Annotated in this window: 32 protein-coding genes; 31 read left to right on the top strand and 1 reads right to left on the bottom strand. The window is 57.8% G+C overall.

Annotated elements, in window-relative coordinates; translation table 11 throughout:
- Window positions 1–142 precede the first annotated feature (142 nt).
- The 19 genes from JTP94_RS09660 to JTP94_RS09750 all read left to right on the top strand — a co-directional run bounded on the left by JTP94_RS09660 (window position 143) and on the right by JTP94_RS09750 (window position 14,062).
- Window positions 143–382 carry a hypothetical protein gene (locus JTP94_RS09660; protein ID WP_204850301.1) on the top strand — a complete coding sequence of 80 codons (240 nt, stop codon included), beginning with the start codon at window positions 143–145 and terminating at the stop codon, window positions 380–382.
- Complete coding sequence (locus tag JTP94_RS09665; RefSeq protein ID WP_204850302.1) at window positions 360–782, top strand: hypothetical protein; 423 nt, start codon at window positions 360–362, stop codon at window positions 780–782. Before JTP94_RS09660 ends, JTP94_RS09665 begins: the two co-directional genes overlap by 23 nt.
- Entirely contained in the window at window positions 745–2,085 is a 1,341-nt protein-coding gene (locus JTP94_RS09670; protein WP_246754766.1) for a DNA-packaging protein, read from the top strand. Before JTP94_RS09665 ends, JTP94_RS09670 begins: the two co-directional genes overlap by 38 nt.
- Window positions 2,086–2,104: 19 nt before the next feature.
- Complete coding sequence (locus JTP94_RS09675; RefSeq protein ID WP_204850304.1) at window positions 2,105–3,472, top strand: phage portal protein; 1,368 nt, start codon at window positions 2,105–2,107, stop codon at window positions 3,470–3,472.
- 3 nt (window positions 3,473–3,475) lie between these two features.
- Window positions 3,476–4,261: a hypothetical protein gene (locus tag JTP94_RS09680; protein WP_204850305.1), complete on the top strand. Its 786-nt coding sequence runs from the start codon at window positions 3,476–3,478 to the stop codon at window positions 4,259–4,261.
- Window positions 4,261–4,578, top strand: coding sequence for a hypothetical protein (locus tag JTP94_RS09685; protein ID WP_204850306.1), 318 nt, complete (start codon window positions 4,261–4,263; stop codon window positions 4,576–4,578). Before JTP94_RS09680 ends, JTP94_RS09685 begins: the two co-directional genes overlap by 1 nt.
- Before the next feature lie 10 nt (window positions 4,579–4,588).
- The gene (locus tag JTP94_RS09690; protein ID WP_204850307.1) at window positions 4,589–5,974 is read left to right on the top strand and encodes a DUF6582 domain-containing protein; all 1,386 of its coding nucleotides are present in this window, start codon (window positions 4,589–4,591) and stop codon (window positions 5,972–5,974) included.
- Between the two features lie 30 nt (window positions 5,975–6,004).
- Entirely contained in the window at window positions 6,005–6,994 is a 990-nt protein-coding gene (locus JTP94_RS09695) for a hypothetical protein (protein ID WP_204850308.1), read from the top strand.
- 73 nt (window positions 6,995–7,067) lie between these two features.
- Window positions 7,068–7,328, top strand: a complete 261-nt coding sequence (locus JTP94_RS09700) for a hypothetical protein (RefSeq protein WP_204850309.1) — start codon at window positions 7,068–7,070, stop codon at window positions 7,326–7,328.
- Between the two features lie 3 nt (window positions 7,329–7,331).
- Window positions 7,332–7,610: a hypothetical protein gene (locus JTP94_RS09705; RefSeq protein WP_204850310.1), complete on the top strand. Its 279-nt coding sequence runs from the start codon at window positions 7,332–7,334 to the stop codon at window positions 7,608–7,610.
- A 4-nt stretch (window positions 7,611–7,614) separates the two neighbouring features.
- Window positions 7,615–8,538, top strand: a complete 924-nt coding sequence (locus JTP94_RS09710; protein ID WP_204850311.1) for a hypothetical protein — start codon at window positions 7,615–7,617, stop codon at window positions 8,536–8,538.
- Between the two features lie 3 nt (window positions 8,539–8,541).
- Complete coding sequence (locus JTP94_RS09715) at window positions 8,542–8,898, top strand: hypothetical protein (RefSeq protein WP_204850312.1); 357 nt, start codon at window positions 8,542–8,544, stop codon at window positions 8,896–8,898.
- Complete coding sequence (locus JTP94_RS09720) at window positions 8,898–9,710, top strand: hypothetical protein (RefSeq protein ID WP_204850313.1); 813 nt, start codon at window positions 8,898–8,900, stop codon at window positions 9,708–9,710. The genes JTP94_RS09715 and JTP94_RS09720 overlap by 1 nt, the downstream gene beginning before the upstream one ends.
- Window positions 9,707–10,765 carry a glycosyltransferase family 4 protein gene (locus JTP94_RS09725; protein ID WP_204850314.1) on the top strand — a complete coding sequence of 353 codons (1,059 nt, stop codon included), beginning with the start codon at window positions 9,707–9,709 and terminating at the stop codon, window positions 10,763–10,765. The genes JTP94_RS09720 and JTP94_RS09725 overlap by 4 nt, the downstream gene beginning before the upstream one ends.
- 62 nt (window positions 10,766–10,827) lie before the next feature.
- Entirely contained in the window at window positions 10,828–11,004 is a 177-nt protein-coding gene (locus JTP94_RS09730; RefSeq protein ID WP_204850315.1) for a hypothetical protein, read from the top strand.
- Between the two features lie 32 nt (window positions 11,005–11,036).
- The gene (locus JTP94_RS09735; RefSeq protein ID WP_204850316.1) at window positions 11,037–12,566 is read left to right on the top strand and encodes a hypothetical protein; all 1,530 of its coding nucleotides are present in this window, start codon (window positions 11,037–11,039) and stop codon (window positions 12,564–12,566) included.
- A gap of 13 nt (window positions 12,567–12,579) precedes the next feature.
- Window positions 12,580–13,026, top strand: coding sequence for a hypothetical protein (locus JTP94_RS09740; RefSeq protein WP_204850317.1), 447 nt, complete (start codon window positions 12,580–12,582; stop codon window positions 13,024–13,026).
- Complete coding sequence (locus tag JTP94_RS09745; protein ID WP_204850318.1) at window positions 13,026–13,409, top strand: hypothetical protein; 384 nt, start codon at window positions 13,026–13,028, stop codon at window positions 13,407–13,409. Before JTP94_RS09740 ends, JTP94_RS09745 begins: the two co-directional genes overlap by 1 nt.
- A gap of 173 nt (window positions 13,410–13,582) precedes the next feature.
- Window positions 13,583–14,062, top strand: a complete 480-nt coding sequence (locus JTP94_RS09750) for a hypothetical protein (RefSeq protein WP_204850319.1) — start codon at window positions 13,583–13,585, stop codon at window positions 14,060–14,062.
- Here the strand turns inward: JTP94_RS09750 and JTP94_RS09755 are convergent, their stop codons facing one another.
- Window positions 14,063–14,464 (bottom strand): hypothetical protein, encoded by a 402-nt coding sequence (locus tag JTP94_RS09755; protein ID WP_204850320.1) that lies wholly within the window; start codon window positions 14,462–14,464, stop codon window positions 14,063–14,065.
- Here JTP94_RS09755 and JTP94_RS09760 point away from each other — a divergent pair.
- The 12 genes from JTP94_RS09760 to JTP94_RS09815 form a co-directional block, all read left to right on the top strand.
- Window positions 14,418–16,220: a hypothetical protein gene (locus JTP94_RS09760; RefSeq protein WP_204850321.1), complete on the top strand. Its 1,803-nt coding sequence runs from the start codon at window positions 14,418–14,420 to the stop codon at window positions 16,218–16,220. The genes JTP94_RS09755 and JTP94_RS09760 overlap by 47 nt on opposite strands.
- Before the next feature lie 7 nt (window positions 16,221–16,227).
- The gene (locus JTP94_RS09765; RefSeq protein WP_204850322.1) at window positions 16,228–16,995 is read left to right on the top strand and encodes a hypothetical protein; all 768 of its coding nucleotides are present in this window, start codon (window positions 16,228–16,230) and stop codon (window positions 16,993–16,995) included.
- 3 nt (window positions 16,996–16,998) lie between these two features.
- Window positions 16,999–17,220, top strand: a complete 222-nt coding sequence (locus tag JTP94_RS09770) for a hypothetical protein (RefSeq protein ID WP_204850323.1) — start codon at window positions 16,999–17,001, stop codon at window positions 17,218–17,220.
- 1 nt (window position 17,221) lies between these two features.
- On the top strand, window positions 17,222–18,262 hold the full coding sequence (locus JTP94_RS09775; protein ID WP_204850324.1) for a hypothetical protein: 1,041 nt from the start codon (window positions 17,222–17,224) through the stop codon (window positions 18,260–18,262).
- On the top strand, window positions 18,259–18,798 hold the full coding sequence (locus JTP94_RS09780; RefSeq protein WP_204850325.1) for a phage baseplate assembly protein V: 540 nt from the start codon (window positions 18,259–18,261) through the stop codon (window positions 18,796–18,798). The genes JTP94_RS09775 and JTP94_RS09780 overlap by 4 nt, the downstream gene beginning before the upstream one ends.
- Before the next feature lie 9 nt (window positions 18,799–18,807).
- Entirely contained in the window at window positions 18,808–19,173 is a 366-nt protein-coding gene (locus JTP94_RS09785) for a hypothetical protein (protein ID WP_204850326.1), read from the top strand.
- Between the two features lie 10 nt (window positions 19,174–19,183).
- On the top strand, window positions 19,184–20,311 hold the full coding sequence (locus JTP94_RS09790; RefSeq protein ID WP_204850327.1) for a baseplate J/gp47 family protein: 1,128 nt from the start codon (window positions 19,184–19,186) through the stop codon (window positions 20,309–20,311).
- Window positions 20,311–21,114 carry a hypothetical protein gene (locus JTP94_RS09795; protein WP_204850328.1) on the top strand — a complete coding sequence of 268 codons (804 nt, stop codon included), beginning with the start codon at window positions 20,311–20,313 and terminating at the stop codon, window positions 21,112–21,114. Before JTP94_RS09790 ends, JTP94_RS09795 begins: the two co-directional genes overlap by 1 nt.
- A 66-nt stretch (window positions 21,115–21,180) precedes the next feature.
- The gene (locus JTP94_RS09800; RefSeq protein ID WP_204850329.1) at window positions 21,181–22,917 is read left to right on the top strand and encodes a hypothetical protein; all 1,737 of its coding nucleotides are present in this window, start codon (window positions 21,181–21,183) and stop codon (window positions 22,915–22,917) included.
- Window positions 22,910–24,229, top strand: a complete 1,320-nt coding sequence (locus JTP94_RS09805) for a hypothetical protein (protein WP_204850330.1) — start codon at window positions 22,910–22,912, stop codon at window positions 24,227–24,229. The genes JTP94_RS09800 and JTP94_RS09805 overlap by 8 nt, the downstream gene beginning before the upstream one ends.
- On the top strand, window positions 24,229–25,326 hold the full coding sequence (locus tag JTP94_RS09810; protein WP_204850331.1) for an SGNH/GDSL hydrolase family protein: 1,098 nt from the start codon (window positions 24,229–24,231) through the stop codon (window positions 25,324–25,326). Before JTP94_RS09805 ends, JTP94_RS09810 begins: the two co-directional genes overlap by 1 nt.
- A 306-nt stretch (window positions 25,327–25,632) precedes the next feature.
- Window positions 25,633–25,829, top strand: a 197-nt coding sequence (locus JTP94_RS09815; protein WP_204850332.1) for a peptidoglycan-binding protein, incomplete at its 3' end; no start/stop codon positions are given.

Here is a 25,829-nt window from a genome sequence, read left to right on the forward strand (position 1 = left end):
CCGAGGTCGACAACCTCATAGCAGTCCTTAAGCAAGAGGGAATGCCGTATCCGATGGGTATGGGTATCGTCTCAGGACCGGCGCTCAATTCTGTCCTGGCTGATTGCCGGCGGTTGGTGACTGTGGCGAGGAAGGCAAAAACATGAAGATGCTATCTCCGATGAGAGAAGATGAGTACGCAGGTTATTCCTACGGGATGGCGAGCCGCCGCGCCCAAGAAGTATGTCAGATTGCCGGCGCTACCGGTCAAACGATAATCGCCGCACAACACCTGCATAAGCTGGCTGAAATCATGCGTGATCGCGGTCCATTGGTAGGTATCGCAGGGCGCGAAATGGATAAACTCCTAGAAAAGCGATATGAGTTTCTTGACCACCTCTAAAAGGGCAGCCGACAAGAACAAGGGCGGTCGCCCTCCATCTCTCGTCGCCGATGCTGCCACGATGAAAACGTTGAAGGGGCTCGGCGAGATCCAGGCAACAACTCGGGAGTGCGCCGCCGTCCTGTCAGTGTCTCATCAGACCTTCATTGCGTTTCTACAGCGTGAGCCCGATGCGGCCGAAGCATTGGAGCGCGGCAAGGAGATGGGCAAGACGTCGTTACGCCGCACCCAGTTCCGGTTGGCGCAGAAGAACGCGTCAATGGCAATCTTCTTGGGCAAGAATTACCTCGACCAGACCGACAAGCAGGACATCACGGCTTCCGTGACGCAAGACATCCACGTATCGGATGCAAGGGCAAAACTTGAACGTCTCATCGATCGCCAGACTGCCGCCGGATAGAAGAGCGCAAGTTCTCTCACGGCTGACTGATGATGAGTGCGAGCAGCTTCTGAATGACTGGCGCTTCCTTGCTCGTGATAGCCAGATAGCCCCTGAAGGCGATTGGCAGACATGGTTGATCCTGGCGGGCCGAGGTTTTGGCAAGACTAGAACCGGCGCTGAATGGGTAAGAGAGCAGGTCAAGGCGGGAAGAAAACGTATTGGCCTAATTGCTCCGACCGCATCGGATGCTCGTGAAGTCATGGTCGAGGGCGAAAGCGGACTTCTATCCGTCTGTTGGGCTGCTGACCGTACGGTGACGGGCGAAATGCTTGGCAAGCCGTCATATGAGCCCTCCAAGCGCCGCCTGACGTGGGCGAATGGTGCGATAGCCACGACATACTCGGCGGAAGAGCCTGAGCGTCTACGCGGCCCACAGACCGAATGCATATGGTGTGACGAGCTGGCGGCTTGGAAATACCTGCAGGACACATGGGATATGGCCATGTTCGGCCTTCGCCTAGGTTCCAATCCGCAGGCAATCGTTACGACGACGCCGAAGCCGCTACCGCTGATACGCCAACTGATCAAGGATCCGCGCACGGTTATCACGCGCGGCTCAACCTTCGATAATGCTGGCAATCTAGCCGCTTCATTTCTGAAGGTGATCAAGGACAAGTATGACGGTACTCGCCTCGGCCGCCAGGAGCTAAACGCCGAACTGCTCGACGATGTGCCAGGCGCGCTGTGGACGCGGGCTATGATCGATGTGGCCCGGCAGAACGAGATCGGGCAGCCATGGAGTATCCCTGATCTGCAGCGTGTCGTGGTCGGAGTAGACCCGAGCGGCACGAAGGGCGAAGAAGACAACGGCGACAGCATTGGAATTGTCGTTGCGGGCAAAGGAGTGGATGGGATCGCCTATCTGCTAGCCGACTGGACTTGCAAGCTCTCTCCAGATGGGTGGGGCCGGCGAGCCGTAGATGCCTATAGAGCCTTCGATGCCGACAGAATTCTCGGCGAGCGCAACTATGGCGGCGCGATGGTCGAGCATGTGATCCGCACCGTCGATCACCAAGTTCCATACAAAGAGGTCGTCGCAAGCCGCGGCAAGATCGTGCGGGCTGAGCCTGTCGCTGCTCTCTATGAGCAAGGACGAGTGAGGCACGTCGGCGCGGATCTTGAGCTGCTTGAAGATCAAATGTGCTCGATGACCGGGACGGGCTTCCTAGGGGATGGTTCTCCTGACCGCGTAGATGCCGCCGTGTGGGCTCTTACCGAATTGATGCTTGAACCGGCGCGCCAAAGCCTCGTGTTCGGCTGAAAAGAAAGCACCTTGATACATGGCATGGAAGGACTGGTTTAAAGGTCGATCAGCCGGCCGTAAGCCCAACGCACCATCGCGGGATACGATTTCCTTTCCGCAGATGATGCAGATCGGCCAAGCGATATCCCGGCGACAGTTGGCCTATAAACCGTCACCGCGGAACCTGCGCTATTTCAGCCGCACGCCTTATGCCAGGGCCGCAATTAACGCGATCAAAAACCCCTTGGCCGAGCTCGGCTGGAAGATCGTCACACTGCCAGGCGTTACCGAGACATCGGAGCACCTGCGCCAAATCGAAGTGGCGACGAACTGCCTCTTGCAGCCGAACCAAGACGACAGCTTTCGCACGCTCATAGAGCAGGTCGTTGAGGACATCTGCGTCGGGGCAGGCGCTATCGAGTTGCAGACGGGTGGCGATGCTCTGCGTCCGCTCTGGCTGTGGCCAGTAGACGGCCTATCGATCCAGATCTACCCGGCATGGGCCGGCGAGGCTGCTGAACCCCGCTATGTCCAAACGGTCGGGTATGGCTCGGCTGCAGGCGGTGGGCAGGCATTTCCGCTGCGCAATGACGAGTTGATGTATATCCGCCCGAATCCGTCGACATCGACACCATTCGGTTATGGCCCGCTAGAAATCGCGTTCAATTCGATTGCCCGCATGTTGGGCGTCGGAGAATTCGCCGGCAACGTCGCCACCAACTCTCGCCCGTCGATCATGCTTGATCTCGGCGATGGGGTGACGGACACCGATATCCAGACATTCCGTGCCTACTGGAAGAATGAGGTCGAAGGACAGGGCGTCATGCCCATCGTCGGTCTCTCTCAGACAGCTGGCGAAAAGTCACGTGGGGCCAGTGTAGAACGGCTTTACCCCGAAGGGGATGACGGTCTCTATCTGAAATACCAAGAGTTCTTGAAAGCGGAGATCGCCATTTCGTTTGGTCTGTCCCCTCAGAACCTCGGCGCTGAGCGTGACATCAACAGGAACACAGCCGAAGTGGCTGAAGACCGGGATTGGAACGGCGCCATCAAGCCGATGGCTCATCTGATCGGATCGCATCTCACCAGAGAGGCCATCCAGGGCAAGCTTGGTTTTTCGCAGCTCATGTTCATGTGGGTCGGCCTCGAACGCGAGGATGAACTCAACACGGCCAAGATCTACGAGATCTACTACAAGAACAATGCCATCACGCCGGATGAGCAGCGCGCACGTCTCGGACAGCCGCCGTCTGAAGGCCCATGGGGTGAATTGGTGGCTGCAGACGTTGAGATCGCCATCCAGGCAGCCCGTGGCGCTGGCCAAGTCGACGACCCAGACCTGAAACAACCTGATCCACAATCGACCAAGCCGAAGCCCGGCAAGGTGAAGCAGAAGAAGGACTGAACCATGGCTATCGAAGTCCATACCATTTCGCAGGTGTCGGGCTCGACGTTCGCTCGTCTTGATCGCATCCTGCTCGCCAATCTGGTGAACGTCGCCAATGCCAAGGGAGACGGCGGCATTGCTACTGTCCCTGTCGCCTCGGCCGGCGCCGGCTATACCACCATTCCTACCGTTGCTATTGCTGGGACGGGCGCGCTTGGCGCAGGCTCTGGGGCTGCTGCCACGGCTGTCATGAAAGTTGTCTCGGCGACTATTGCTGCTGGCGGCTCCGGCTATACCAACGGCGCGCAGGTACTCACCGGCACGACGGGCACTGGAACGAAGGTCCAGGTCAATGTTACGGTCGCTGGCGGCATTGTCACCGCGATCACGGGCATTGCTGTCGCAGGCGCATATACGGTACTGCCGACGCTGGCTGGCGAAGCAACAACTGGTCCAGCAGGAACCGGTGCAACACTGAATCTCGTCATGGGCGTCGCCTCTATCACGGTAGGAACGGCAGGGTCTGGCTATCCCGATCTGACATCAACCGCAACGCTCTCTGGCGGCACGCCGACGACCGCTGCCGTTCTCGGCATCCCGACGATCACTTCAGCCAATGGCGCACCATCAAAGACGCACATCGCCTTCAAGGACATGCCGCCGCTCTATGGGGTCAACATCACTCCGAGCCAACAGTGCCAGACCGCAGTTCTGAACAAGCTCAGCACAGGGTTCGACATTGTTCTTTATCCGCCGTCCGGATCAGCGCTTGCCGCCGGGACGTTCGATGCTCTGGTTGTCGCCTGATGCCACGCGGCCGACCGAAGACCAAGCATCTCGCCGAGATCGGGCGTAAGCTATTTCTCGGCGTGCCTAACGTCGATGAGCCTCAAGAACTACCGCTCCCCGAAGAGCAGCCGGAGCTTGTCGAGACTGTCGATTTGCTTGGCCGCATGACGCGTGCCGCTCATCGCATGTCGATATCGGGGGATTTCCACAAGGCGCACGCCATGGACGTGGCAACCCTCCGCCTCGGCGAGCTGCGCAACGTACTGCCTGACGCAATTGATGCTGCCCCCGAAGAACTGCGCTCGGCCTTGGCCGAACTGCTCGCCCTCATCTGACGAGATCCACATGACCCTGACGAAAGAGGCTCGGGACGAGTTGCCCGAGAGCGACTTCGCTGTGCCTTCCAAGCGGGCGCTGCCAATCCAGGACGCGGTCCATGTCCGCATGGCTTGGCGCGTTTTAGACCGCACACAGGGCCTCTCCGACGCAGAGCGCAAGACGGCGCGCGAGCGCATTCTGAAGAAGGCGAAGGCGCTCGGGATTGATACGTCGGACTGGCAATCCGTCTCAGCCATGGCGTTCGAGGCAATGGCTATCGTCATGCCTGTGGTCGAGGATCATCCGAACCGGATGCCATTCTCTGGCGTCCTGACACGCATCGACGAGCCTTCCGACAATCCGCCACACGGATCCAACGGCAAGCTCGTCATGTTGCCTCGGGCGGTCGCCGAACAAGCGCTACCGTCGCTGCTTGGCATGGCGGTTGACTTCGAGCCCGGCTTTAAGGGCCACGACCCGCAAGCAAAAATTGGTGTGATCACCGCTGCCACGATCGAGGGCACCGCGATCCACATCGAAGGTTTCATCTACGCATCGGACTTCCCGGAGGAAGCCGCCGCGATCCAGATCGACAAAGATAAGCTCGGCTTCTCCTTTGAGGCCAAGCGCATCCTCGTCGAAACCATGGACGCCGATCCTCTTGTTATCACCGAATGCGTGTTCACGGGTGCTGCGATCCTTCTCAAGGACCGTGCCGCCTACACGACAACCTCCCTGGCTGCGAGTGCAGACCTAAGCGACGAGGACATCCTTATGAGTGACGAACTGAAAAAGCTCCTTGAGAGCTTTGACGCCCTGTCGACCAAACTGGACAGTGTTTCAGCAAGTGTCGAAGAAATGAAGAAGACCCCGGCCAAGATCGACGCCAGCACCGAGCATACCCGTTCGATGGTCGAGCCCCATGCCACGGCCCTCGAAAGCTGCGCCGCCAGCATGGAAGCATCCGGCATCGGCAGTCATTCGCCGGCCGGTCATGCCGCCGTGCTGCGCCGTATGGCTGGCTCCATGCGCGCTGAAGCGGCGATCGGCAAAGTGCCCGCGATCTACCATGATCGGGACTCCGGCTATTACGCCTCTGCCGAAGATACCACGAAGGCAACCGCTGCCGCCGTCGAAGCCGCCACCAAGCCTCTCAAGGATGAATTGGCCGCCATGGACACCAAGCTTGCCGATCTGAAGGCTGCAGGCTTCAAGGCTGCCGAAGTCCCGGAACGCAAGACCCTCAGCCCGGCGATTGCTGCGCTGCTTGCCAAGTCCGGTCTCGGCGCACCCGAAGGCGACGACAAGCTCGACCCTCACAAGGTCAGCAAGGCGCTCGCAGATGGCGGCATGGATCGTCGCGCCATCCTCGAAGCCAAGACGGCGCTGGCCCGCGCTGGCCTTATGATCTGATCGGCCGAAGGCCAGAAGGGAACTATCACTATGAGCTACATGGGTAAATTCCTCGATATCTCCGCTGCCGCAGACTTTCTCGGCAACGGCGCTATCGAAGTGAACCGTTATGAGGATGAGATCGTCGATCTCGTTCGCCGTGAATCGATCGCGCTCCAGCGCTTTGATGCTGTACCGGCCACCGGCCATCCGCATCGCTACTTCGAACAGACCGCCATTGCCACGGCGGCGTTCACCGATCCTCGGGCTATCTCACCCACGCCATCCGGCCCGACCCGCGTTGAGCGCGCCGCCTTCATCAAGGCGCTCACCGCACAGACCAATCTTTCGCTCTTCGACGTTGACGTGACCCGCATGCAGGGTCAGTTCGCCTCCGTCGAAGCCAAGGATATCGAGGACATCGTATCAGCGATCCTTATCCAGGAAGGCACGTCGGTCTGGAACGGCAATGATACGTCGCTCTCGTCTCCCACGACGATCCAGTATATGGGACTACTCAACCAGATTCCGGCCGGGTCCGTCTCCGTGGGTGCTGGTGCTTCGATCATAGACGGCTTGAAAGCTCAGGTTGCCGCAATGGCTGCCAACGTGACCTATCGCGTCCGGCCGACTGCGATCTATCTCAATCCGATCCTCGGCGACTACATCGACCGTGAAGCCAAGGCAGCCAAGATCGAGCTGAAGGAAATGGTTGTCGCCGGCGTCACCGTCAACGCGATCGAGACCCAGGCTGGTCGCCTGCCGCTGATCGCTGACCCCTATATGCCGACGACCACGGATACGAGCTTCGGCTACGCTGCCCCAGCCTCCGGCTTCAAGAACTACTTCGCCGTTGTCACGACGGAGAAGGAAATCGAGATGCCGTACGTCCACGGCGGCGATGGCAACAAAAACCCGCGTGTCTTCCAGCTCGGCCTTCTCGCCGGCCTGCAGGGCCAGTATGTGGCCGTTCACTTCAACACGGTGATCGCCAAGGCAGCTTCCTACGCACACGCCGTGGTGCTGGTCGTCCGTCCGTAATCATCGCTGATCTGAAATCAAGCCGGGCAACACAGAGTGCCCGGCTTTTCCATACCCAAACGATGGATTTTACATGCGCGTTTATCTGACAGGCTCACAGCACCGTGCCCAGCCCATCCATCGGATGTTTGTCTCGCCGGCCACCGATATTCAGAACGAAGAAGTGCCGCGCGACTGGGTCAATGACCAAAATGAGCCGGTGCAAATCGCGGTTGATTTCGCCTATGGCGTCGCAGAAGTACCGCCATCTCTTGGGAAATATATGATTTCTCGCGGCCTTGTCGCCAAGACGAAGCTCATTCTGCCGCATAGCGCGGCCCTATTGGAGGCGTGATCAATGGTTGCTGCGAAAGACGACTATTTCCAGTACACCAATGATCTGTCATCGCCGGCCACGCATTGCGCTTTGGTCACGCCCAGCGATACCGTCGATCTCACTGAAATTACCCGCGCCGTTGCCTTTACTGCTGCTGGAACTCTCAAGGTTACGATGCAAGGCGGCGAAACGGTCGTCATTCCATCGGGCGCTCTCAGCCCTGGCCAGATGAATCCGATGCGGGTCACGCGCATTTGGGCAACAGGCACAACGGCTACCGGTCTGGTCGCTTGGTGGTGATCTGATGGCCTCGATTTACCTTCAGCCCACCGATTATGCTGCCTATGGCATTACGGGCGCTACAGCGGCGCAGGTGCAGCAGGCCTCGGCATATGTCGATGGTTACCTGAAGCGACCTGAAGGGCTGATCTGCGCCAATGATGCGGCGGGAAATCCCTGCTACATGGTCTCGCTCAATCCGACGTCCTCATGGACGTTTCCGAATGCCATCGCCCCGGGTATTGCTGTCACTGTGCATGCCCCTCTTGGGCTTTTGCTATCGATGGATTTGCTTGGCCAGGTGATCATTCTCGATCGCGCCGTTCCCAACAAGACCGAAGCCGCCGTCATTACCAACGTCAATCCGGCGGCGGGGACGATCATTCTTGGCAATGTCACTTATTCCCATTCGGCTGGTGCTATCGGTGACTTCGGCCTGACCAATTTCGAAGAGCGTTCGCTTCCTTCCAAGCGATCAATGATCCGCATGGCGCGCCAAGGCGTGACGCGGCTGATTTCCGGGGTGGGGCGCTACGGCTACGGTCGACGTTCTGACCAGATCCAAGGCATGTACAACGAGATCAACCTTCTTGCCACGCTGCAGACCTTCGGTGGACCGCCGCAGTGGATCCCGTTCGATGTTACGCAAGCCTCGATCTCGCCGACCACGGCTGAACTCTGGGTGCCGGCTGGCATTCTACTGGCCTATTACACCGATGTCCGCGTCTGGTATGTCGCGGGCTATCCAGCGTCTGGTCTCCCCGACATTATCAAGCAGGCAACGGCGGCTGTCGTCGACTTCCTGATCAATGCGCCGCCCGGCATGATCTCGGGTGGTTTCAAGCGGATGAAGGCAGGTGATACCGAACTTGATCGCTTTACCAGCGAACTGTTCAGTTCACCGCAATACTCTCTCATGGCGTCGTTCCGCGCCGTCACGCTCGGCTGAACGATGACATTCATTTATCCCAGAACTATTGCGGTCACCCGGCCGCAGGGGCAGACCGGTGTCGGTGACGTTGGCTATAGCGGAGTGCTGGAATCAACCGAGACAGCCGTAATCTCTGGCATCCCGGCAAATATCCAGTTGAAGACGGCGCAGAGCAGGCAGACCAGCGGCGGCTTGCCAGCGGCCCCTCCAGGCCCTCCGGTGTGGCGTGTGTTCATTCCGCTCAATGCCGTCGCAAAGGGCGTTATCGTGGACAGAGACATCGTCACCGACGATCTCGGCGAACGGTATCAGATCATCGCAGCATATTGGAATTCGATGGGCTGGAACATCGCCTGCATCCGTCTTGAGGCGCGCTGATGGCTGATATCTCAGACGTCGAGAAAGCCATCGTGACACTGGTATCGGCGGCGCTCTATCCGAATGGCACCTCCGAGCCATCGGCAATCGCCGCGCCGTGCAAGGTCATGCGAGGCTGGCCTGTTCCTGGCCAACTTGACACAGATCTCGGCACAGGAACCCTGACGGTCTCCATCTTCCCAATGGCTGGGATGGAGCGAAACACAACGCGGTTCACGACCGACCTCCAGACGCTGAGCATTCCGAGCCCAACGATCACCGCTATGGTGGCAGGGCAGACGATTACCTTCGCTGGTACCATCGGCACAGCGCAGAACGTCGGCGTGACGCTTGGCGACTGGCAGCCGGCAAGTCAGACCTTTGTCTATCCGGCAACGATCAGCGACACCATGACCACGATTGCAGCGGGTCTTGCGGCTCTTCTGGTCGCGGGCGGCGTAGCTGCAACGGCTAATGGCCCGGTGCTCACATTGCCCGCCACAGCCGTCGCTACGGCGATTGTCGGCGTGTTCGGGACTATGTGGCAGGAATTTAAACGGCAGGAACGGGGCATCATGGTCTCGCTCTGGTGCCCAGACCCTGGGATGCGCGACCTAGCGGCGCCGATCATCGATCTCGCCTTGGTGCAGAACGAGCATTTGTTGCTACCGGATGGTTCTGGGGCTCGCATGGTCTACCAGCGCACCATGATTTCAGACGAGCGACAGACGCTCAATATCTACCGCCGAGACCTGATCTACATGGTTGAGTACGGCACGAACGTCATCACGACATACCCACAGATCATTTCCACCAAGGCCATTATCCAATGAAGCCACGCGTTCTCTTCGTTCTCAAATACCGGGAACAGCCTTATGACGCCGGCGCGAAGGATTGGTCTTATAGCGGTTCGGGGAAGCCCCTGTGCAGCGGTCTGTTCAATTCCGCCAACATGGCCTGCGAGATGCTGAAGCGCCTCGGCTATGCCTCTGACATCGTGCACGTCGGGGATGGCAATGACATCCACCGGGAATGCGTGAAGTTCAAGGCTGACGTTTGCATCATCGAAGCCTTCTGGTGCCCGCCGTATAAGTTCGGCGATCTCCTCAAGGCTCTTCCCAAGACGCGGTTCATCGTTCGGAACCACAGCGAGACGCCGTTCCTGTCCTCGGAAGGGATCGCGTTCGGTTGGATGAAGGAATATGCGGGCTTCCCGAATGTCCTGATCGCCCCGAACTCGATGCGGATGTTCGGCGACACCCGGGCGATCGGGATTTCTCCAGACAAGCTTCGCTACCTGCCAAACTACTATTCCCATGACAAGAAGGCCGTTCATTCCAGCAAATGGGCGCATCTCGGTGAGCTGAACATCGGCTGCTTCGGGGCGGTTCGACCGCTCAAGAACGTCATCATTCAGGCCCTGGCGGCCATCCAGTTCGCACGGGACAACGATGTCCATCTGCGCTTCCACATCAACGGAAACCGCGTCGAGGGCAATGGCGGCCCTATCCTGAAGAACTTGCGCAGCATCTTCCAGAACGGCGGCGATGCCATAGAGCTTGTCGAGCACAACTGGATGGACTCCGAGGACTTTCGAACCCTGATCGGGACGATGGATCTCGTCATGCAGGTGAGCTTGTCCGAGACCTTCAATATCGTTCTGGCCGATGCAGTCTTCGCCGGCGTCCCGGTGATCGGTTCTGCTGAAGTCCCGTGGCTTGTGAGGTGCTGTGCGGCTCGCCCCAACTCACGGCCCGATATCGAGAAGAAGATCTACAAAGCGCTCGGCTTCTGGTCGAAGCGGCTCGTGAAGCGAAATCAGGCGAATGTCGAGCGGTACAACGCCGAGTCCATGGCTCAATGGAACAAGGTTCTTCTGAGCCTGTAAGAGCTGCGTGCTGAAATCATGTTCGGCGTGAGTAAATTCACCTAACCCATTCAGGAATCACCATGAAAGCGCTGACCGTTACAGCGCCCTTCGCCTCATATGCGAAGGGTGACCAGATCGTCGATGCCGACAAGATCGCCGCGGCACTCGACAGCAACCCTCATCAGGTCGTCGCGGTCAATCTGCCCGACCCGGCTCCGGTGGTGAAACCACTGCCGGCGGTCGACCCGCAGTCGTAATCCTCCACCCCACCAAGCAGAAGGGCCGATAGATGCCTATTTTTCAGCAAGGCGCGTTGAACACAACGGCGTTGACCGTGCCCGATGTCTATATCCAGATCATCAAGCCGCAGACGCTCATCAATGGCGTTCCGACGAACATTCTCGGGATTGTCGGCACTGCGACGTGGGGACCGGTCAATCAGCCGCAGATCGCCGGCAACGCCACGCAATGGGCGACCGTCTTCGGCCCTTATCAGAACCGCACCTATGACATGGGCACCCATGCGACGATCGCCTTCCAGCAGGGCGCGACGGCGATCTATGGCGTTCGCGTCACGGATGGAACGGATGTAGCAGCCACGATCGTCGTTCAGTCGACCTGCATCACCCTGACCGCCAAGTATTCCGGCACATTCGGGAACGGCATTCAGGCCTCGATCGGTCCCGGCTCGGCCGCCAACACCTTCCAGATCAAGATCGCCGTGGCCGGTCTTACCCCGGAACTGTTCGACAATATCCCCGGCTCTGCGAATGCGCTCTGGGTCAATATGGCGGCCGCCATCAACAGCGGCACGGCCACTCGTGGCCCGTCGCAGATCATCGTGGCTACGGCCGGCGCTGGCACAACGGCGCCCACCACGGCTAGCTATACCCTAGCGGGTGGCACGGATGGCACGACGACAATCACATCCTCCGTCATGCTCGGCGTCGATACCGTTCCTCGCAAGGGCATGTACGCGCTGCGCGGGATAGGCTGTTCCGTCGCTGAACTATGTGATGTCGCGGACTCCACGAGCTGGGCAACCCAGATCACCTTCGGCCTGTCCGAGGGCGTCTATATGGTTTCCAGCACGGTTTCCGGCGACAACCCGACCACGGCAGCCACGACCAAGGCCACGGCCGGCATCGATAGCTATGCCATGAAGCTCATGCTCGGCGATTGGGTCTACTGGAATGACACGCTCAACGGTGTGCCGCAGCGCCTCGTGCCGCCGACGCCGTTCATCGCCGGCTATCTCGTGGCACTTTCTCCGGAGCAATCGACGCTCAATAAGCCGCTGAACAGCATCGTGGGCACGCAGAAGAGCTATACGGGCATTCCCTATACCTCGGCCGATATCCAGATCCTGGCAGCTGCCGGCATTGATGTGATCTGCAACCCAGTCCCGGGCGGCTCCTACTTCGGCGCTCGCCTCGGCCACAACACATCGTCCAGTGCCGTCATCCACGGCGACAACTACACCCGCATGACGAACTATCTCGCCACGACCCTGAATTCGGCGATGGGCATCTATGTGGGCCTTCTGAACTTGCAGAAGACGCAGCGCCAAGCGAAGATCACGCTCGACAGCTTCCTCCAGAACCTGACCGATCAGGGAATGATCGGTTCGTCTGACGGCAGCACGCCTTATTCGGTCGAGATCGATGCGGCAAACAACCCGCAGTCCCGCGTGGCGCTCGGTTACCTGCAGGCCAACGTGCAGGTGAAATACTTCTCGATCGTCGAATTCTTCCTCATCAACCTCGAAGCGGGTCAGTCGGTGCAGATCACCTCGACCGGCGTCAGCTTTGCTATCTAAGGAGCCCTGACCAATGCCAGTCAATACCGGTTTCGGCAGCCTTAACATCGGCAAGGATGTGTCGCTTGACATTGTCCTTCCCGATAACTCCATCCTGCCGCTCGCGATCCTGACCAGCTTCAACAAGAAGCAGAACACCAAGGAACTCGACAGCAAGGGTCTGGATGGGGTCAACCGCCTCGCATCTCTTCCCGACACATGGTCGGGCGATATGGCCGTCGATCGCGCCTCAAGCGTGCTTGACGACTACTTTGCCCAGGTCGAAGCGGGCTATTACAACAACGGCACGCTGAACGCCCTTCGTATCACGGAAACGATCCTCGAAACCAACGGCACTATCACGCAATACCGCTATGACGGCGTGGCGCTGAACTTGGCCGATGGCGGTACGTTCAAGGGCGACGCCTACGTCAATCAGAAGATCAACTGGAAAGCGTCCAAGCGCATTAAGGTGCAGTAATGCCATCCATAAAAGTCAACAAGGTCGCCGAGCCGACCGAATCTCAGCGAATAGTGGAAGAAGGCAACAAACACTATTCCACAACCGACGCACTTGGCCGAGAGATCGTTTTCCGGCGCCTCACCGGCAGCGATCAGCGCCGGATGCTGAAGGCAATCTCGAATGAATCGGCCAACAAGGAAAAACTCCTTGGCATGTACATGCTGGCGGCTTGTGTCGTGAGCATTGACGGCGATCCTATTTCGCTCCCGAAGACAGAACTACAAGCTGATTTTCTGGTCGACAGATTGGAAACGCATGGTTTCGAAGCTCTTGGCGCTGCCGTCAAGAAAGAATTCGGTGTCACGACAGAAGAAGATTTGCGTGACGACGCGGGGGAATAGCGGCCGACCCTGACATCAAGAACTCTCTGTTCTTGGTCAAGAACGGCGTTCCGTTTGACGTCGCATTCAGTTTAGGGCCGGCTGAAAAACTCGCCTACTGCATCATCTTCGGTGAACTCGATGGTGGTGAATTCGATTGGGGCTCGCTGAGTTGGCGAAGGAAGAATTGATCCATGGCCGATTTCACTTTGGACAGCATGGCGGCATTCCTCACTGAACTCGCCATTGCAATGCCGATGGCTCACCATACGGCGCTGGAACAGGCTGCGGCCGTTGTTGAAGCCGAAGCGAAAGCCGAGATTGGCCATTACCAGGGCGCAGCCGGTCCCTTCGCTGCGTGGGCTCCCTTGAGGCCGGAAACTATCGCTCAAAAGGCAAACGGGGATACGCCGCTCCTTGAGACCGGCGATATGCGCGACAGCATCGGCACGATCATTGCCGGAGACGAGGCACACGTCGGTTCGAACGATGACAAGGCAGTCTGGCAAGAGCTGGGAACCGTGAAAATTCCGGCACGATCATTCCTTGGCGGCGCAGCGGTGCGCAAGTCGGAAGAGGTGAAGGAAATCATCGGCAGAACGATGCATGCTTCCCTTATCAAGCCCGAGACGTCATTCGCAAATGGCGCAAGGGTAGAGATCCCGATCAAGTGATCATCGCATCGAGATTATGAAGCCGACCAGCGCGCCGATTGCGGCGACTATCAGAAAGAACGCACCTATCACGGTGAAGAAGAGTGCGGAGACGTTGGCCTTGTAAAGCCAGTGCCCGCGCCCTTGCATCTGGCGGACATACCATTGCCATGCCGTTTTCGGCTTCGGAAGGTGATCGATGACCTGTTCAAATCGATCGCGCTTTGATGGTCGTACGAATTCTTCTTCCCGCCATTTGCGAGGGGGAGGGTAATCCCATTCCTGGCTCATTCGAGCGCTCCGTTGAAACAGGGCGCTAAAATGAGCCTTTTTCTTGTAAATGTCGAGGTGCTGCATGGACGTTTGGAAGATTGGCGTGGCGATCAGCCTCACGAACGGCATGTCGCCGGTTCTGGCTGTCATCGCTGCCGATCTCCTCGGCCTGAAAGGGAAAGTTAACGAAGTCGAGAACGCATTCTCTAGCTGGAAGCCGGCCCTTATGGGGGTCGCCGCAGTTCTAGCCGGCGGGGCGATCATCGACGGCGTGGTGAAGCTCGCAGACCATGGCAAAGAACTGGTCCATGTCCAGCAGCAGATGGTGGCCGCCGGCGTCAATCAGGTCGACGTTGCCAAGGCTACCGCAGATTCGTGGAAGGTCGCATCTCAATACGGCTTGAAGGTCTCCGATGTCCTCGCTGACATCAAGGAAGCCCGCATGGTGTTCGGCTCGACTGAACACGCCATGGATTTCATCGGGCCGCTTGAGCAGATGCGCGTGGTTTTGAATGCCACCTCCGAAGGATCAGGAAACAAGGCATCTGACGCCGTCTATGAGATGGCGCGCGCTGGCGAACTGAAGGGTTTGCAGAATCCTGGCGACTTCATGTCCTATTTCGACATGATGACCAAGGCGATCACCGCCTCAGGCGGTAAGGTCGATCCGAAAGGCTTCCTGCAGGCCACACAGTACGGGCGTCTCGCATCAAAAGGGTGGGACGAGGATTTTTACACGAAAATCCTGCCGTCCATGATTCAGGAAATGGGGCCAAGCCAATCCGGTACTGCCCTGATGTCGCTTTTCGGAACGGCGGTGCAGGGCAAGGTTACCAAGCGCTCCCTTGGCCAGATGATCGACATGGGTCTGATCGAGGACATGTCCAAAATCATCTATGACGGCAAGGGCGATCCTGTCGGTTTCAATCCCGGAGCCGTCAAGGGCACCGATCTGATGACCAAGGACCCATATCGATGGGCGCAGGAGGTCTTCAAGCCTCTCGTTGAGGGCAAGCTTGGCCACCAAGTCTTTGCCGGCGATGAGAGCGCCATCCAACTCTTGGGCGGCATGTTCGGCAACAGAACCTCGGCTCAGGCGATCGCCACGCTCCTCCTCGAAAGCCAGCGAATCAACAAAGACGCAGGTCTCGTCGGTCAGGCGCAGGGTGTCGGTGCGGCTGGCCAGATGCTAGCTCACGACCCAGATACTGTTGCAAGAAACTTCGCCTCATCGTGGGACAACCTGTTGACGGCGCTCGGTTCGCCTCTCGTGCCCATATCCATCCAGGCGATGAACAGCATGGCGGACGTGATGAAATCGCTGACCACGTTTGCCAATGGGCATCCAGAGGCCATCAAGATCGTAGGTGAGGCGCTGATTGGACTTGGCGTTGGCCTCGCGGCCCTCGGCGTTGCGGCTGTTGTCGCTGCTGCTGCCGCGCTTATTCCGGGCGGGATCGTAGCCGTCGCAGTCGTCGGTATCGGCAGCATTATCGCAACCATCGTAGCATTCAACTGGCATGGTGTCGTGGACGTCTTCACGGGCATCTATAACGCCATTGTCAACTTCATTACGCAGCTCGGCCAAATTCCAGGGATGATCAAGAATGCGATCCTCGGCGGTCCTGCTGTTGGGGCACCCGGCTCCAGTAATGCGCCGGGCACGCCGCAGTTCTCATTTCCAAACCCAGGCGTTCATCCCGGCAAGGATCAGTTGGGATACAACTGGGCTCCTCCGGCCAACAGCAATCAGCCTATGACGGTTCATACCGCACTCAACATCGATGGGCGCCGTCTCGCAACAGCCGTGAGCACGCACATGGCCCGCAACGGCTCATGGAGCGGTTCGTCTTCCACCTTCGACGGACAAGCCATGCCGGCCCCGACTGACGTCTCGTACATCTGAGGGTGAAATGGTCAAGCTCGTCCTCGGTGGCATCACGTTTCAGGATTTCGAGATCCCGGAGCGCATCAACTTTGGCGGCAAGCAGGATGTCGCCAAGCACAAACTAATCGGCGGCAATCGTGTCGTCGATGCGATGGGGCCTGATCCGGATGACGTGACATGGTCAGGTCGCTTCCGTGGCCCGAACGCAATGGAACGGGCGCAGGCTTTCGATGCCATGCGCTCGGCTGGGTCTCAGGTCACGCTTTCCTACATGAGCACGTTCCTCGTCGTGGTCATCACGGATTTCAAGGCAAACCCAGAGCGCTTCTACGAGATCCCGTACAAGATCACCTGCGTGGTGGTCAGCGATCTCATCAATGATGCGCTCGGGGCCGTTATCGATGGTCTGGATACGATTGTCGGAAATGCTCTGACGGTTGCGGCCTCGTTCACGGCTGGGGGCACGTCTTCGGCACAGATTGCGACGGCTTCGGCTGTAGGGGCGGTGTCGAGCGCCGTCAGTGCCGCCGGCTCGCTTCAGGACGCGTCGGCAGCCACCCTCTCTTCGGTCACGTCCACGGTCTACACGTCCGCCTCGACGATCGATGGAATAGCGACGGGCCTTGATGCCACGCTCGGCCTCGGCGCTGGAACGCTACCCGGTGTCGACCCGGATCAGATGGCCTCATTCATCACGTCGCAGCTTCAGAACTGCACCGATGAATCCGCGGCTCTCTTCTCGAAAGACAATATCAACCTGATCGGCAAGAACCTCGCGCTGAACCAAGGGTGACGCATGGCTTCGCAAAGCTCTATCCCGGCCGTGGTGACCAATCGGGTTGTCACGGTAGCCGGCGGCAATCTCTATGCCCTGGCGGCCCAATATCTCGGCGATGCGACGAAATGGTATCAGATCGCCAAGGCCAACGGTCTGACCGATCCGATGATCGTTGGAATTGTCACGCTGACCATTCCGCAAAGCTCTATCGCGTCAAACGGCGGCATTCTGGGAGCCTGACGTGACGTTCAGACAGCCGCGCGCCTTCATCATCGTGAACGGCGAGACGCTTAATTGCATCAGCGTCGACGTCAACATGTCGAAGACGCACAAGTCTGACACGTTTCACTGCGAAATCCCGTTCGGTGCCCTCCCAGCGTCCATGAATGAGGCGTGGTGGTCGGAGCAGGGCGATATAGCCGTTCAGGTCCAGTTTCAGTTAGACGCTATCAGCGGGGCTGTGCAGGTCTTTGACGGGAAGGTCGATAAGGTCGGCCATAACTTCGATCAGCGCATTCTCAGCGTGCAGGGCAGGGACAAGGCGGCAGATCTGATCGACAACAAGTCGACGGAGAAGTTCAACAACCTCTCGCCGGATCAGATTGTGAAGCAGATCGCAGGGCGTCGTGGCATCACAGTGGATGCGGAAGCCGTTTCATCCAAGGGCGGCAAGATCTTTCAGATCGACTATGCCAAGCTGACGCATCGGGCCTCCGAATGGACGGTGATCACGCAGCTTGCCGACATGACTGGCATGGTCGCCTACATGACGGGCGGCGTCTTGTACTACAAACCGCTGGACGAGCAATTGCCTGTTCTGGACGTGGTCTATGTGCCGCCGACGGCTGCCAGTTACGCCAACGGAAATTTCATGACGCTGAAGACGTCGAGGAACCTGATCCTCGGACGCCCGGTGAACGTGAAGGTCCAGACATGGAACCACAAGGAAAGCAAGAAATACGAATACCAGTCATCTGAGCCGTCGGGTTCGGGCGATCCGTTGAATTACGAATACACGGTTCCTGGCCTGACTGGCGATCAGACGCAAAAGCTTGCTGAAAAGCGCTTGGCCGAGAACACCAGCCACGAGCTCATGTTTGATCTTGGGATGCCCGGCGACCCCACGGTGACGCCGCGGTTCATGATGCAGTTGAGCGGCACGGGGACGGCCTATGATCAGCAGCACGATATCACCTCTATCGCTCACTCGATGAGCCAATCTGAGGGCTATCGCATGACGGTATCCGCCAAGGCCAAATCGAAGAAGCGGAGCAAGACGTGAGCGGCGATATCGAGAATCTGATCAGGCGAGTTGTCGATCAGCAACTCAGCCGTCAACCGAGGGACCAAGCCGGCACGATCACCGCCTATGATCCCGACAGGCATGCAGTGAAGGCTCAATTGCAGCCGGAAGGCATCGAGACGGGCTGGATGCCTATCGGGACTGCCCACGTCGGTAATGGTTTCGGCATAGCGATCGGTCCCGAGATCGGCGATCAGATCGTCGTCGGCTTCCACGAGGGCGATATCGAAGCCCCGTACATGAAAGCTCGGCTGCACTCTGACAAAGAACGTCCACCCGTCGCGCAAGCCGGCGAGATGGTATTCCAAACGGCGGCCGGGTTCATCCTCAAGGCTGACACGACGGGAGCCGTGACGCTGACGCTGAACGGCAAGGATCTCACGATCAACGCCGGCAGCGGGAACGTGCATATCAATAGCGCGGGGCTGTTTCACAATTCGAAGAATGTCGGAGATACCCACAAGCACGGCGGCGTGACTGCTGGTGGCGATGATACTGACGTCCCGATCGATTGAGGATCAATAATGCCGGACTTGTCGCATTTCTGGGGCGAAGACCTCACGGTATCCGCCACAGGCGATCTCCTCCTGGTCGACGGCGATGATCTAACAATCCAGCGCATCATCCGTCGCCTCATGACGGCGGTGCAGGGCTACATCTGGCATCTCGACTATGGCGCCGGCGTTCCTGGGCAGATCGGGTCACCGCTCAATCTGGATCTGGTGAGGAGTGTCATCCGCGCTCAGATCGCCCTAGAGGCGACAGTCGCCAGAAGCCCGGCGCCCACCATTACCGTGACTGAAATCCTGAACGGGGTCTCGGTCTACATCCTGTTCTACAGCGCGAAGACGGGCCAGCAGGCCACGTTGTCATTTGACGTAAACAAATAACGGTAAACATATGGCAACGTTGAATATCAAGTCCTTCACCACTCTGGTGAGGGATCAGGCTACGGCTATCCAGTCGAAAGCCAATGCCCTTTTGGATTTCACGATCGGATCTACTCTTCGGTCAATTGTTGAATCCAACGGCGGCATTGGTCTCTGGCTGCAAAGCCTGATCCTACAGGTTCTCGCGCTTACCCGAGCCGCGACGTCCTTTGGGTCTGATCTTGATACATGGGTGGCCGATTATGGGCTGACGCGCCTTGCCTCGACGGCTGCCGTGGGCAGCGTCACCTATTCCCGGTTCACGCCGACCACCTCGGCGCTGATCCCGATCGGCTCGCGGGTCCAGACCTCGGACTTCACGCAGACCTTCGTCGTCACTGTCGATACGTCCAACCCAGCCTATAGCGCCACATCGGGCGGCTATATCATCCCGGCGACCGTTTCGAGCGTCACAGTGCCCGTCGCGGCCCAGAATGCGTCGTCGGGCAGCAATGTGCAGCCCAACACAGTTTCTGTGATCCTGGATTCGATCATCGGCGTCGACACGGTCAACAATTCTGCTGCTTTCACCGGTGGCACAGATGGCGAGAGTGACGGCGCGTTGCGCGTCCGCTTCGTCGACTATCTCGCTTCTCTGGCGCGCGGCACTGTCGCGGCAATCAAGTTCGCGATCTCCAACGTTCAGCTTGGCATTGTGTCGAGCATTCTGGAGAATGTGGATCACTCGCTAAACGTCCAGCGCGGCAATCTCACCATCATCGTTGACGATGGCACCGGATCGCCGCCGTCTTCTCTTCTGACCAGCGTTTATCAGGCCGTGGATGCCTACAGAGCCGCAGGGATCACCTTCGCAGTGTTTGCGCCGTCGATTGTCTCCGCAAATGTCAGCGCCATCGTAGGCGTTAAATCCGGCTATGACGTCAATAGCGTCAAGGGTGCTGTGGGACAGGTTGTCACGGACTACATCAACACCCTCGGGATTGGCGTCACGCTCTCCTACACGCGCCTCGCACAGGTCATCTATGACGCTTCGCCAGGCGTGGCATCGGTCTCCAGTCTGACGCTCAACAGCGGCACGGCTGATCTCGTGCCGACAGCCGTCCAAGTCATCAAATCCGGAACAGTGGCGATCGATTGATGAGTACGGGTGACAATGAGGACATGATCGCCCGCGGCAAGGCGATCGTCCCGGCAGGGTGGTTTCCTAGCTCATCTCCGATCCTTGATGGCGTTCTTTCGGGTTTTGCCAATGTCGCCTCATGGATTTATGGCCTGATCGTCTATGCCAAGGCACAGACACGTATCCTGACGGCGACGGACGGTTGGTTGGACCTGATTGCCTTCGATTTCTTCGGCCGCCGTATGCAGCGCGGATCGCGATCAGACGCGTCGTTCAGAACGGCCATCATTGCCGAACTCTTCCGTCCGAGAAATACGCGTCAGGCCATCATTGATGTTCTGACCGGTCTAACCGGCAATGTCCCGGACATCTTCGAACCAGCGCGGCCACAAGATACGGGCGCCTATGCACCGGGACCGGCTGGCGATGGTCGCGGCTACGGCTTGGCATACAACCTGGCTGGCGGCTACGGCTCGCTTCTCATGCCCTATGAGATCTTGATCACGGCGCATCGCTCCCCGAGTGGCGGCATTCCGACTGTCATCGGCTATGGAGGGCCGGCTGGCGGATATTCGACAGCATCGACCTTTGAATACGGCAATCTGGATATGATCCAGGGGATCGTAACAGACGACGCCATCTACAGCGCTATTGAAAACGTTCGGGCGGCCGGGATCACCGCATGGGTAAAGATCGATAGCGGCGCGAATAGCGCTCCATCTGGTTACACCTTCCTCTTCGGAAATACAGGCTCGGCCATTATCCAGCTAAGCGGCCAAGTTCCAGGCATCGGCTACACGAACCTCTACGGCAAGATCTAAGCCGTCTCTCGAAAAATCAGTCATTTGGCGCCGCCTTGAAGCGGCCTTTTTGCATTGGAGACATCCTTGAACAGACACATCGTCTATCCAGGGCAAATTCCGCTCGACACGGATCTGCTGAACGCCATCAAGGACGCCTATTACGGCACTGGCTGGCTCTCGCAGTCTGCCCTCGGCACTGGTACTACGGTTGTTGGTCTTGCCGTGACCCCGACCATCCCCGCATCGTTGCAGGTGAACGTCGCGCCGGGCGCTATCTATAGCTTCCAGACAGTCGACAGTTCCGGCTACGGCTCTTTGAGTACCGACACCAACCAGTTTCTGAAGCAGGGCATCGCCAAGGCTTCTCAGACGCTAACGCTGACGCCTCCGGGCACCACGGGCCAGTCGATCAACTATCTCGTTCAGGTAGCGTTCTCTGAGACCGACACATCAGCGATTACGCTTCCCTATTATAACGCCTCAAATCCATCGATCGCATGGAGTGGCCCGAATAACACTGGCACGGCGCAGAACACCGTTCGCCAGGATCTTTGCGTTGTCCAGCTCAAGGCAGGGACGCCGGCCGCTACCGGCTCTCAGACCACACCTTCACCGGACGCTGGCTTTACCGGCATTTATGTGGTCACGGTCGCCAATGGGCAGACAACGATCACCAGCGGGAACATTTCCCAGCTTGCCACCGCGCCATACTTCCCGACGCTGCCGCAGGTGCCTTCGTCTTTTCAGGGAAACTCATGGGTCTATGCCGTCGCCGGCGGCACGGCAAATGCCCTGACGGCAACGCTGACGCCGCTGATCACCGCGAATACGGCTGGCACCGGCGTTATTCTGAAGATCACGACGAAAAACACCGGAGTCGCCACGCTAGACGTCGGCGCTGGTCCTCTTCCCATCCAAACCCAGCAAGGGAATGCCCTCCAGATCGGCGATCTTCCTGCCAACGCAATCATTCGGTTTATTTGCACGGGAGCAGCTTGGCAGATACAGGGGATTTCCTACAGCGAGATACCTGTCATCTCGACCAGCAACGTCACACTCTATGTGCGGCCTGATGGGAATGATGCCAACGATGGGTCGGCAAATGATTCTGCTCACGCATTCCAAACCATTGCGGCGGCTGTGGCATATGGGAATACCCGTTACTTCTTGGCAAATAGCCGGTTGGTCATTCAGCTTGGCATCGCGGGGACATATACCCCACCTGGTCCCGTGTTTGCGAATGTGGGCTCGCTGGAGATCAAGGGCAGCACTGCTGCTCAGGATACCTATATTATCGCGGGTGCCGGCCCGGCGGGCGGCAGCACTGGGCTATTCGGCGCGTCATATGGCCAAGTCTTCCTCACGGGTGTTTTTGTCAAAAATAGTGCAGCAATTTCATCAAACGCCTGCGTAATCGCGATCAATTCTGGCACAAACCTTGTTCTGCAGAATGTGACATTCGGTACTGACGCTGTTGGCACGATCTCCAATCTTGTTTGCTCTGCTGGTGCAAGTGTCACCATCAACGCAGGCTGCAAATTTGGCGGCTCCGCTACCAATATGCTGTATGTACAGCAAGGGTCTATCGTCATAGGTGCATCTATCACGATCATCAACGCCCCTGTCTATACCAACGTGGCGAACGCTACCGCCCTTGGCGCAATCCTACTTGGCAATCCTGCCGCAACAGTGACCGGATCGGTGACTGGCGTCCGATATGTTGCCAATTTGAATGGAGTTATCAACACCTTTGGCGGTGGCGCTAACTATTTCCCTGGGACATCAGCCGGCGTCGCCACGAATGGAGGTCAGTATGCTTAAGCTGAAGAGCCTCTTCCTCGGCGTTCTCGCTGCCGGTGTCATCGCGACCGGTGTCCATGCGCAAACCGTCAACGGCGCGATCGAACAACTTCCCATTCGGACCCTTTCGCACGTCCTAGGGCACGATAGCGGCGGTTTCGTTGGCCGTGAGCCGGTAACTGACTTTCTCAAGCCGGGCACGATTGGACCCGTTCAAGGACATATCGCTACGTGGGGGGCGAGCGGCAATCTGATCACGGATGGCGGAGCGCTTGGCACTGCGGCTACGCAAAACACCGGCACATCTGGCGCGACTGTCCCACTCCTGAACGGGGTGAATACGTGGTCTGGCGCGCAAACCATCCCAACCCTCAATATCAATGGAGCGGCGGGGGCAGGTACGCGTGTCCAGCATTTTCAGACAAGCGGCGTAGACCGATTTGTTTTTGGATTGGATAATGGATCTGAAAGCGGAAGCAATGTTGGTTCCAATGCGTTCTTCAACTCTTATTCTGATGCTGGCGGCTTCTTAAGTACGGTATGGTCGGTCAACCGTTCGACCGGCGTGATGAATATTAGCAATCTAACGCTCAGCAATCCTCTTCCGATCACATCCGGAGGAACTGGCGCAACAAGCGCAGGAGCCGCCCAAACTGCACTCGGCCTCGGTTCGATGGCTACCCAAAGCGCGGGAAGCGTCGCCATTACAGGTGGCTCCATTACGGGGATTACTGATCTTGCGGTGGCTGACGGTGGAACTGGCGCATCTACGGCTGCGAATGCCCGTACGAATTTGTCGGCAGCAGCATCGGGCGCAAATAGCGACATCACGTCCTTATCTAATCTCACGACGCCCATTTCAATCGCGCAAGGCGGTACCGCTGGCGCAACTGCTAGCGCGGCTCGAACGAACCTAGGTCTCACGGCTGCAGCAACTGCAACAGCAAGTGTCGGCGGATCATGGACGCCTATTCTCGCTTTTGGTGGTGGCTCTACAGGCATCACGTACAGTACTCAGTCGGGTACGTGGCAACGCATTGGCCCGTTTATCTATGTGTCGTTTACGATCACGTTGACTTCAAAGGGATCTTCTACAGGCGCAGCAACAGTCAGTGGTCTACCGATAGCAACTAGCTCTGGAGGCAGTTTGCTTATCGTTGCAGGTAGCAATTTCGTAACGCAGAGCCCTACGTTCGGTGTTATCGCAGCGGGCACCACGTCGGCGTCGATCGGTGTTGCTGGCTCTACGGGCCCTGTAGCGCTCACAGATACCAATTTTAGCGCGACGACATCCCTAACGATGAGCGGCGTATACACGAATGGTGCGTTCTGATGACGATCATAAACAGAAGTATCTTCGGACGAAAGGTTGCCGCAGCAGTCGCAGGCGGTCCTTCTGCACGGCTATTAGTCCTCGGTCATTCCCATGTTGCTGGTCAGGGTTCTGGAAGCTCAGGCGGATTGATCGGCGCCGCACTTACTGGTTTTGTTGAAAAACTGACCACAAGCTTTGCGAGATATAGTCTCACGGCGCAACGAACAGGATGGATGGGAGAATATAATACCAGCATCGATGGCACGAACATCAATACCTTCGACACTCGCGTGGGTTTTGGCGTAGGTTGGGCATCTCATCCATCCAATAATGTTCTAGGAGGTAGGCATATATGGCAACCCGGAACGACGCCAGGTAAGGGATATCTCACCTACCAGCCAGGATTTTCCTTCAATGGATTGAATATCTGGTATCCGCTGTCTCCCGGTCTGTCGGCAAATGTCGGAGTGTATCTCGACAATACGCTTTATACCTCTCTCAATCAGAATGGGTCTTCAAATGCACTTGTCGGTACCAATTTATCGATAGGTGCTTCAAGATCCCTTCTTACGGTAAAGGAAAATGGAGGCGTTGGCCCAGCCTTTTGGAATGGTGTGGAGTTCATCCCGGTAACGCTGCCAAATATCGCCATAACGGTTGCAGGAGGTCGCGGGCAGACATCAACGATGTTTGCAGATGGAAGCACCCCTTGGTCCCCCCTGGCTGGTCTAGCGGCCTTTACGGCGGATCTTGTCGTGCTTTACGTGATGACGAATGATCTTCTCACGAATGGCCTTGTTTCAGCATTCAAAAGAAATCTTTGGTCACTTGCCGTGACCTCTGTCGTTCGGGGAAATTGTATTATCGTGGTGGACCCCCCAGCGACTGGCGCTGATGCATTCATCAACGGCACATATGAAGTCTACGCAGAGTCAGCTAAAAGCGTCGCCTCCCAACTTGGCTGCGGTTTCGCCGATACTCGGGAGATTTTCTCGCGCTCATGGGACCGAGCCAATGCCGATGGCCTTATGAATAGCGCCGCCCATCCAGATGATACCGGCCATGCCTACATCGCTGACATGATCGCAGCGCAGGCAATGAAATTCATCAACTGATCATCTACCAAGCGGCGGATTCTCGCTCTTCCCATGTCGGCTCGTCCTGTGTGTATTGCCAACCGTCCGGTGATCGGCGACGCCATAGCTGGCCATCGTCCCATGACCATTCGCCTTCGACCAGCCAGACCGGGAAAAACGTCGAAGTCTTCTCCCACGTCCCAATCTGAGCGGAAACGCCACGGTCTTTCTTCAGCCAGAACCCGAACAATTGGTCTCTCCTGCAAGGTAGAGTCCCGCTTATAGCGAAAATCTGAAAATAATCCATAGGGTCGCTTCGGCGCCCCTTTTCTATTGGAGCAAACAATGGATACGACCGTGCAGGAAGTGCAGCGGCGATTGATCGGCCTTGGCTACAATCTCGGCCCTTCGGGTGCCGATGGCATTCAGGGCCGCATGACGATCGCCGCAATCACGAAATTCCAGACCGACAAGAATCTGTCCGTTCAATATCCTGGTACGCTTGGGCCGACGACACTCACTGCGCTAGGCATATCGAGCGC

Origin of the sequence: Martinezella lusitana (assembly GCF_016901135.1) — a bacterium.
GTDB classification, from domain to species: Bacteria; Pseudomonadota; Alphaproteobacteria; order Rhizobiales; family Rhizobiaceae; genus Rhizobium; species Rhizobium lusitanum_D.

Coding starts and splice junctions, on each gene's coding strand:
- JTP94_RS09715 (WP_204850312.1), top strand. CDS start 8,542: ATGACATTCATTTATCCCAGAACTATTGCGGTCACCCGGCCGCAGGGG.
- JTP94_RS09695 (WP_204850308.1), top strand. CDS start 6,005: ATGAGCTACATGGGTAAATTCCTCGATATCTCCGCTGCCGCAGACTTT.
- JTP94_RS09765 (WP_204850322.1), top strand. CDS start 16,228: ATGGTCAAGCTCGTCCTCGGTGGCATCACGTTTCAGGATTTCGAGATC.
- JTP94_RS09785 (WP_204850326.1), top strand. CDS start 18,808: ATGCCGGACTTGTCGCATTTCTGGGGCGAAGACCTCACGGTATCCGCC.
- JTP94_RS09750 (WP_204850319.1), top strand. CDS start 13,583: ATGGCCGATTTCACTTTGGACAGCATGGCGGCATTCCTCACTGAACTC.
- JTP94_RS09795 (WP_204850328.1), top strand. CDS start 20,311: ATGAGTACGGGTGACAATGAGGACATGATCGCCCGCGGCAAGGCGATC.
- JTP94_RS09705 (WP_204850310.1), top strand. CDS start 7,332: ATGGTTGCTGCGAAAGACGACTATTTCCAGTACACCAATGATCTGTCA.
- JTP94_RS09710 (WP_204850311.1), top strand. CDS start 7,615: ATGGCCTCGATTTACCTTCAGCCCACCGATTATGCTGCCTATGGCATT.
- JTP94_RS09805 (WP_204850330.1), top strand. CDS start 22,910: ATGCTTAAGCTGAAGAGCCTCTTCCTCGGCGTTCTCGCTGCCGGTGTC.
- JTP94_RS09755 (WP_204850320.1), bottom strand. CDS start 14,464: ATGACAGCCAGAACCGGCGACATGCCGTTCGTGAGGCTGATCGCCACG.
- JTP94_RS09810 (WP_204850331.1), top strand. CDS start 24,229: ATGACGATCATAAACAGAAGTATCTTCGGACGAAAGGTTGCCGCAGCA.
- JTP94_RS09665 (WP_204850302.1), top strand. CDS start 360: ATGAGTTTCTTGACCACCTCTAAAAGGGCAGCCGACAAGAACAAGGGC.
- JTP94_RS09675 (WP_204850304.1), top strand. CDS start 2,105: ATGGCATGGAAGGACTGGTTTAAAGGTCGATCAGCCGGCCGTAAGCCC.
- JTP94_RS09735 (WP_204850316.1), top strand. CDS start 11,037: ATGCCTATTTTTCAGCAAGGCGCGTTGAACACAACGGCGTTGACCGTG.
- JTP94_RS09700 (WP_204850309.1), top strand. CDS start 7,068: ATGCGCGTTTATCTGACAGGCTCACAGCACCGTGCCCAGCCCATCCAT.
- JTP94_RS09745 (WP_204850318.1), top strand. CDS start 13,026: ATGCCATCCATAAAAGTCAACAAGGTCGCCGAGCCGACCGAATCTCAG.
- JTP94_RS09790 (WP_204850327.1), top strand. CDS start 19,184: ATGGCAACGTTGAATATCAAGTCCTTCACCACTCTGGTGAGGGATCAG.
- JTP94_RS09690 (WP_204850307.1), top strand. CDS start 4,589: ATGACCCTGACGAAAGAGGCTCGGGACGAGTTGCCCGAGAGCGACTTC.
- JTP94_RS09680 (WP_204850305.1), top strand. CDS start 3,476: ATGGCTATCGAAGTCCATACCATTTCGCAGGTGTCGGGCTCGACGTTC.
- JTP94_RS09740 (WP_204850317.1), top strand. CDS start 12,580: ATGCCAGTCAATACCGGTTTCGGCAGCCTTAACATCGGCAAGGATGTG.
- JTP94_RS09685 (WP_204850306.1), top strand. CDS start 4,261: ATGCCACGCGGCCGACCGAAGACCAAGCATCTCGCCGAGATCGGGCGT.
- JTP94_RS09720 (WP_204850313.1), top strand. CDS start 8,898: ATGGCTGATATCTCAGACGTCGAGAAAGCCATCGTGACACTGGTATCG.
- JTP94_RS09660 (WP_204850301.1), top strand. CDS start 143: ATGAAGATGCTATCTCCGATGAGAGAAGATGAGTACGCAGGTTATTCC.
- JTP94_RS09770 (WP_204850323.1), top strand. CDS start 16,999: ATGGCTTCGCAAAGCTCTATCCCGGCCGTGGTGACCAATCGGGTTGTC.
- JTP94_RS09725 (WP_204850314.1), top strand. CDS start 9,707: ATGAAGCCACGCGTTCTCTTCGTTCTCAAATACCGGGAACAGCCTTAT.
- JTP94_RS09730 (WP_204850315.1), top strand. CDS start 10,828: ATGAAAGCGCTGACCGTTACAGCGCCCTTCGCCTCATATGCGAAGGGT.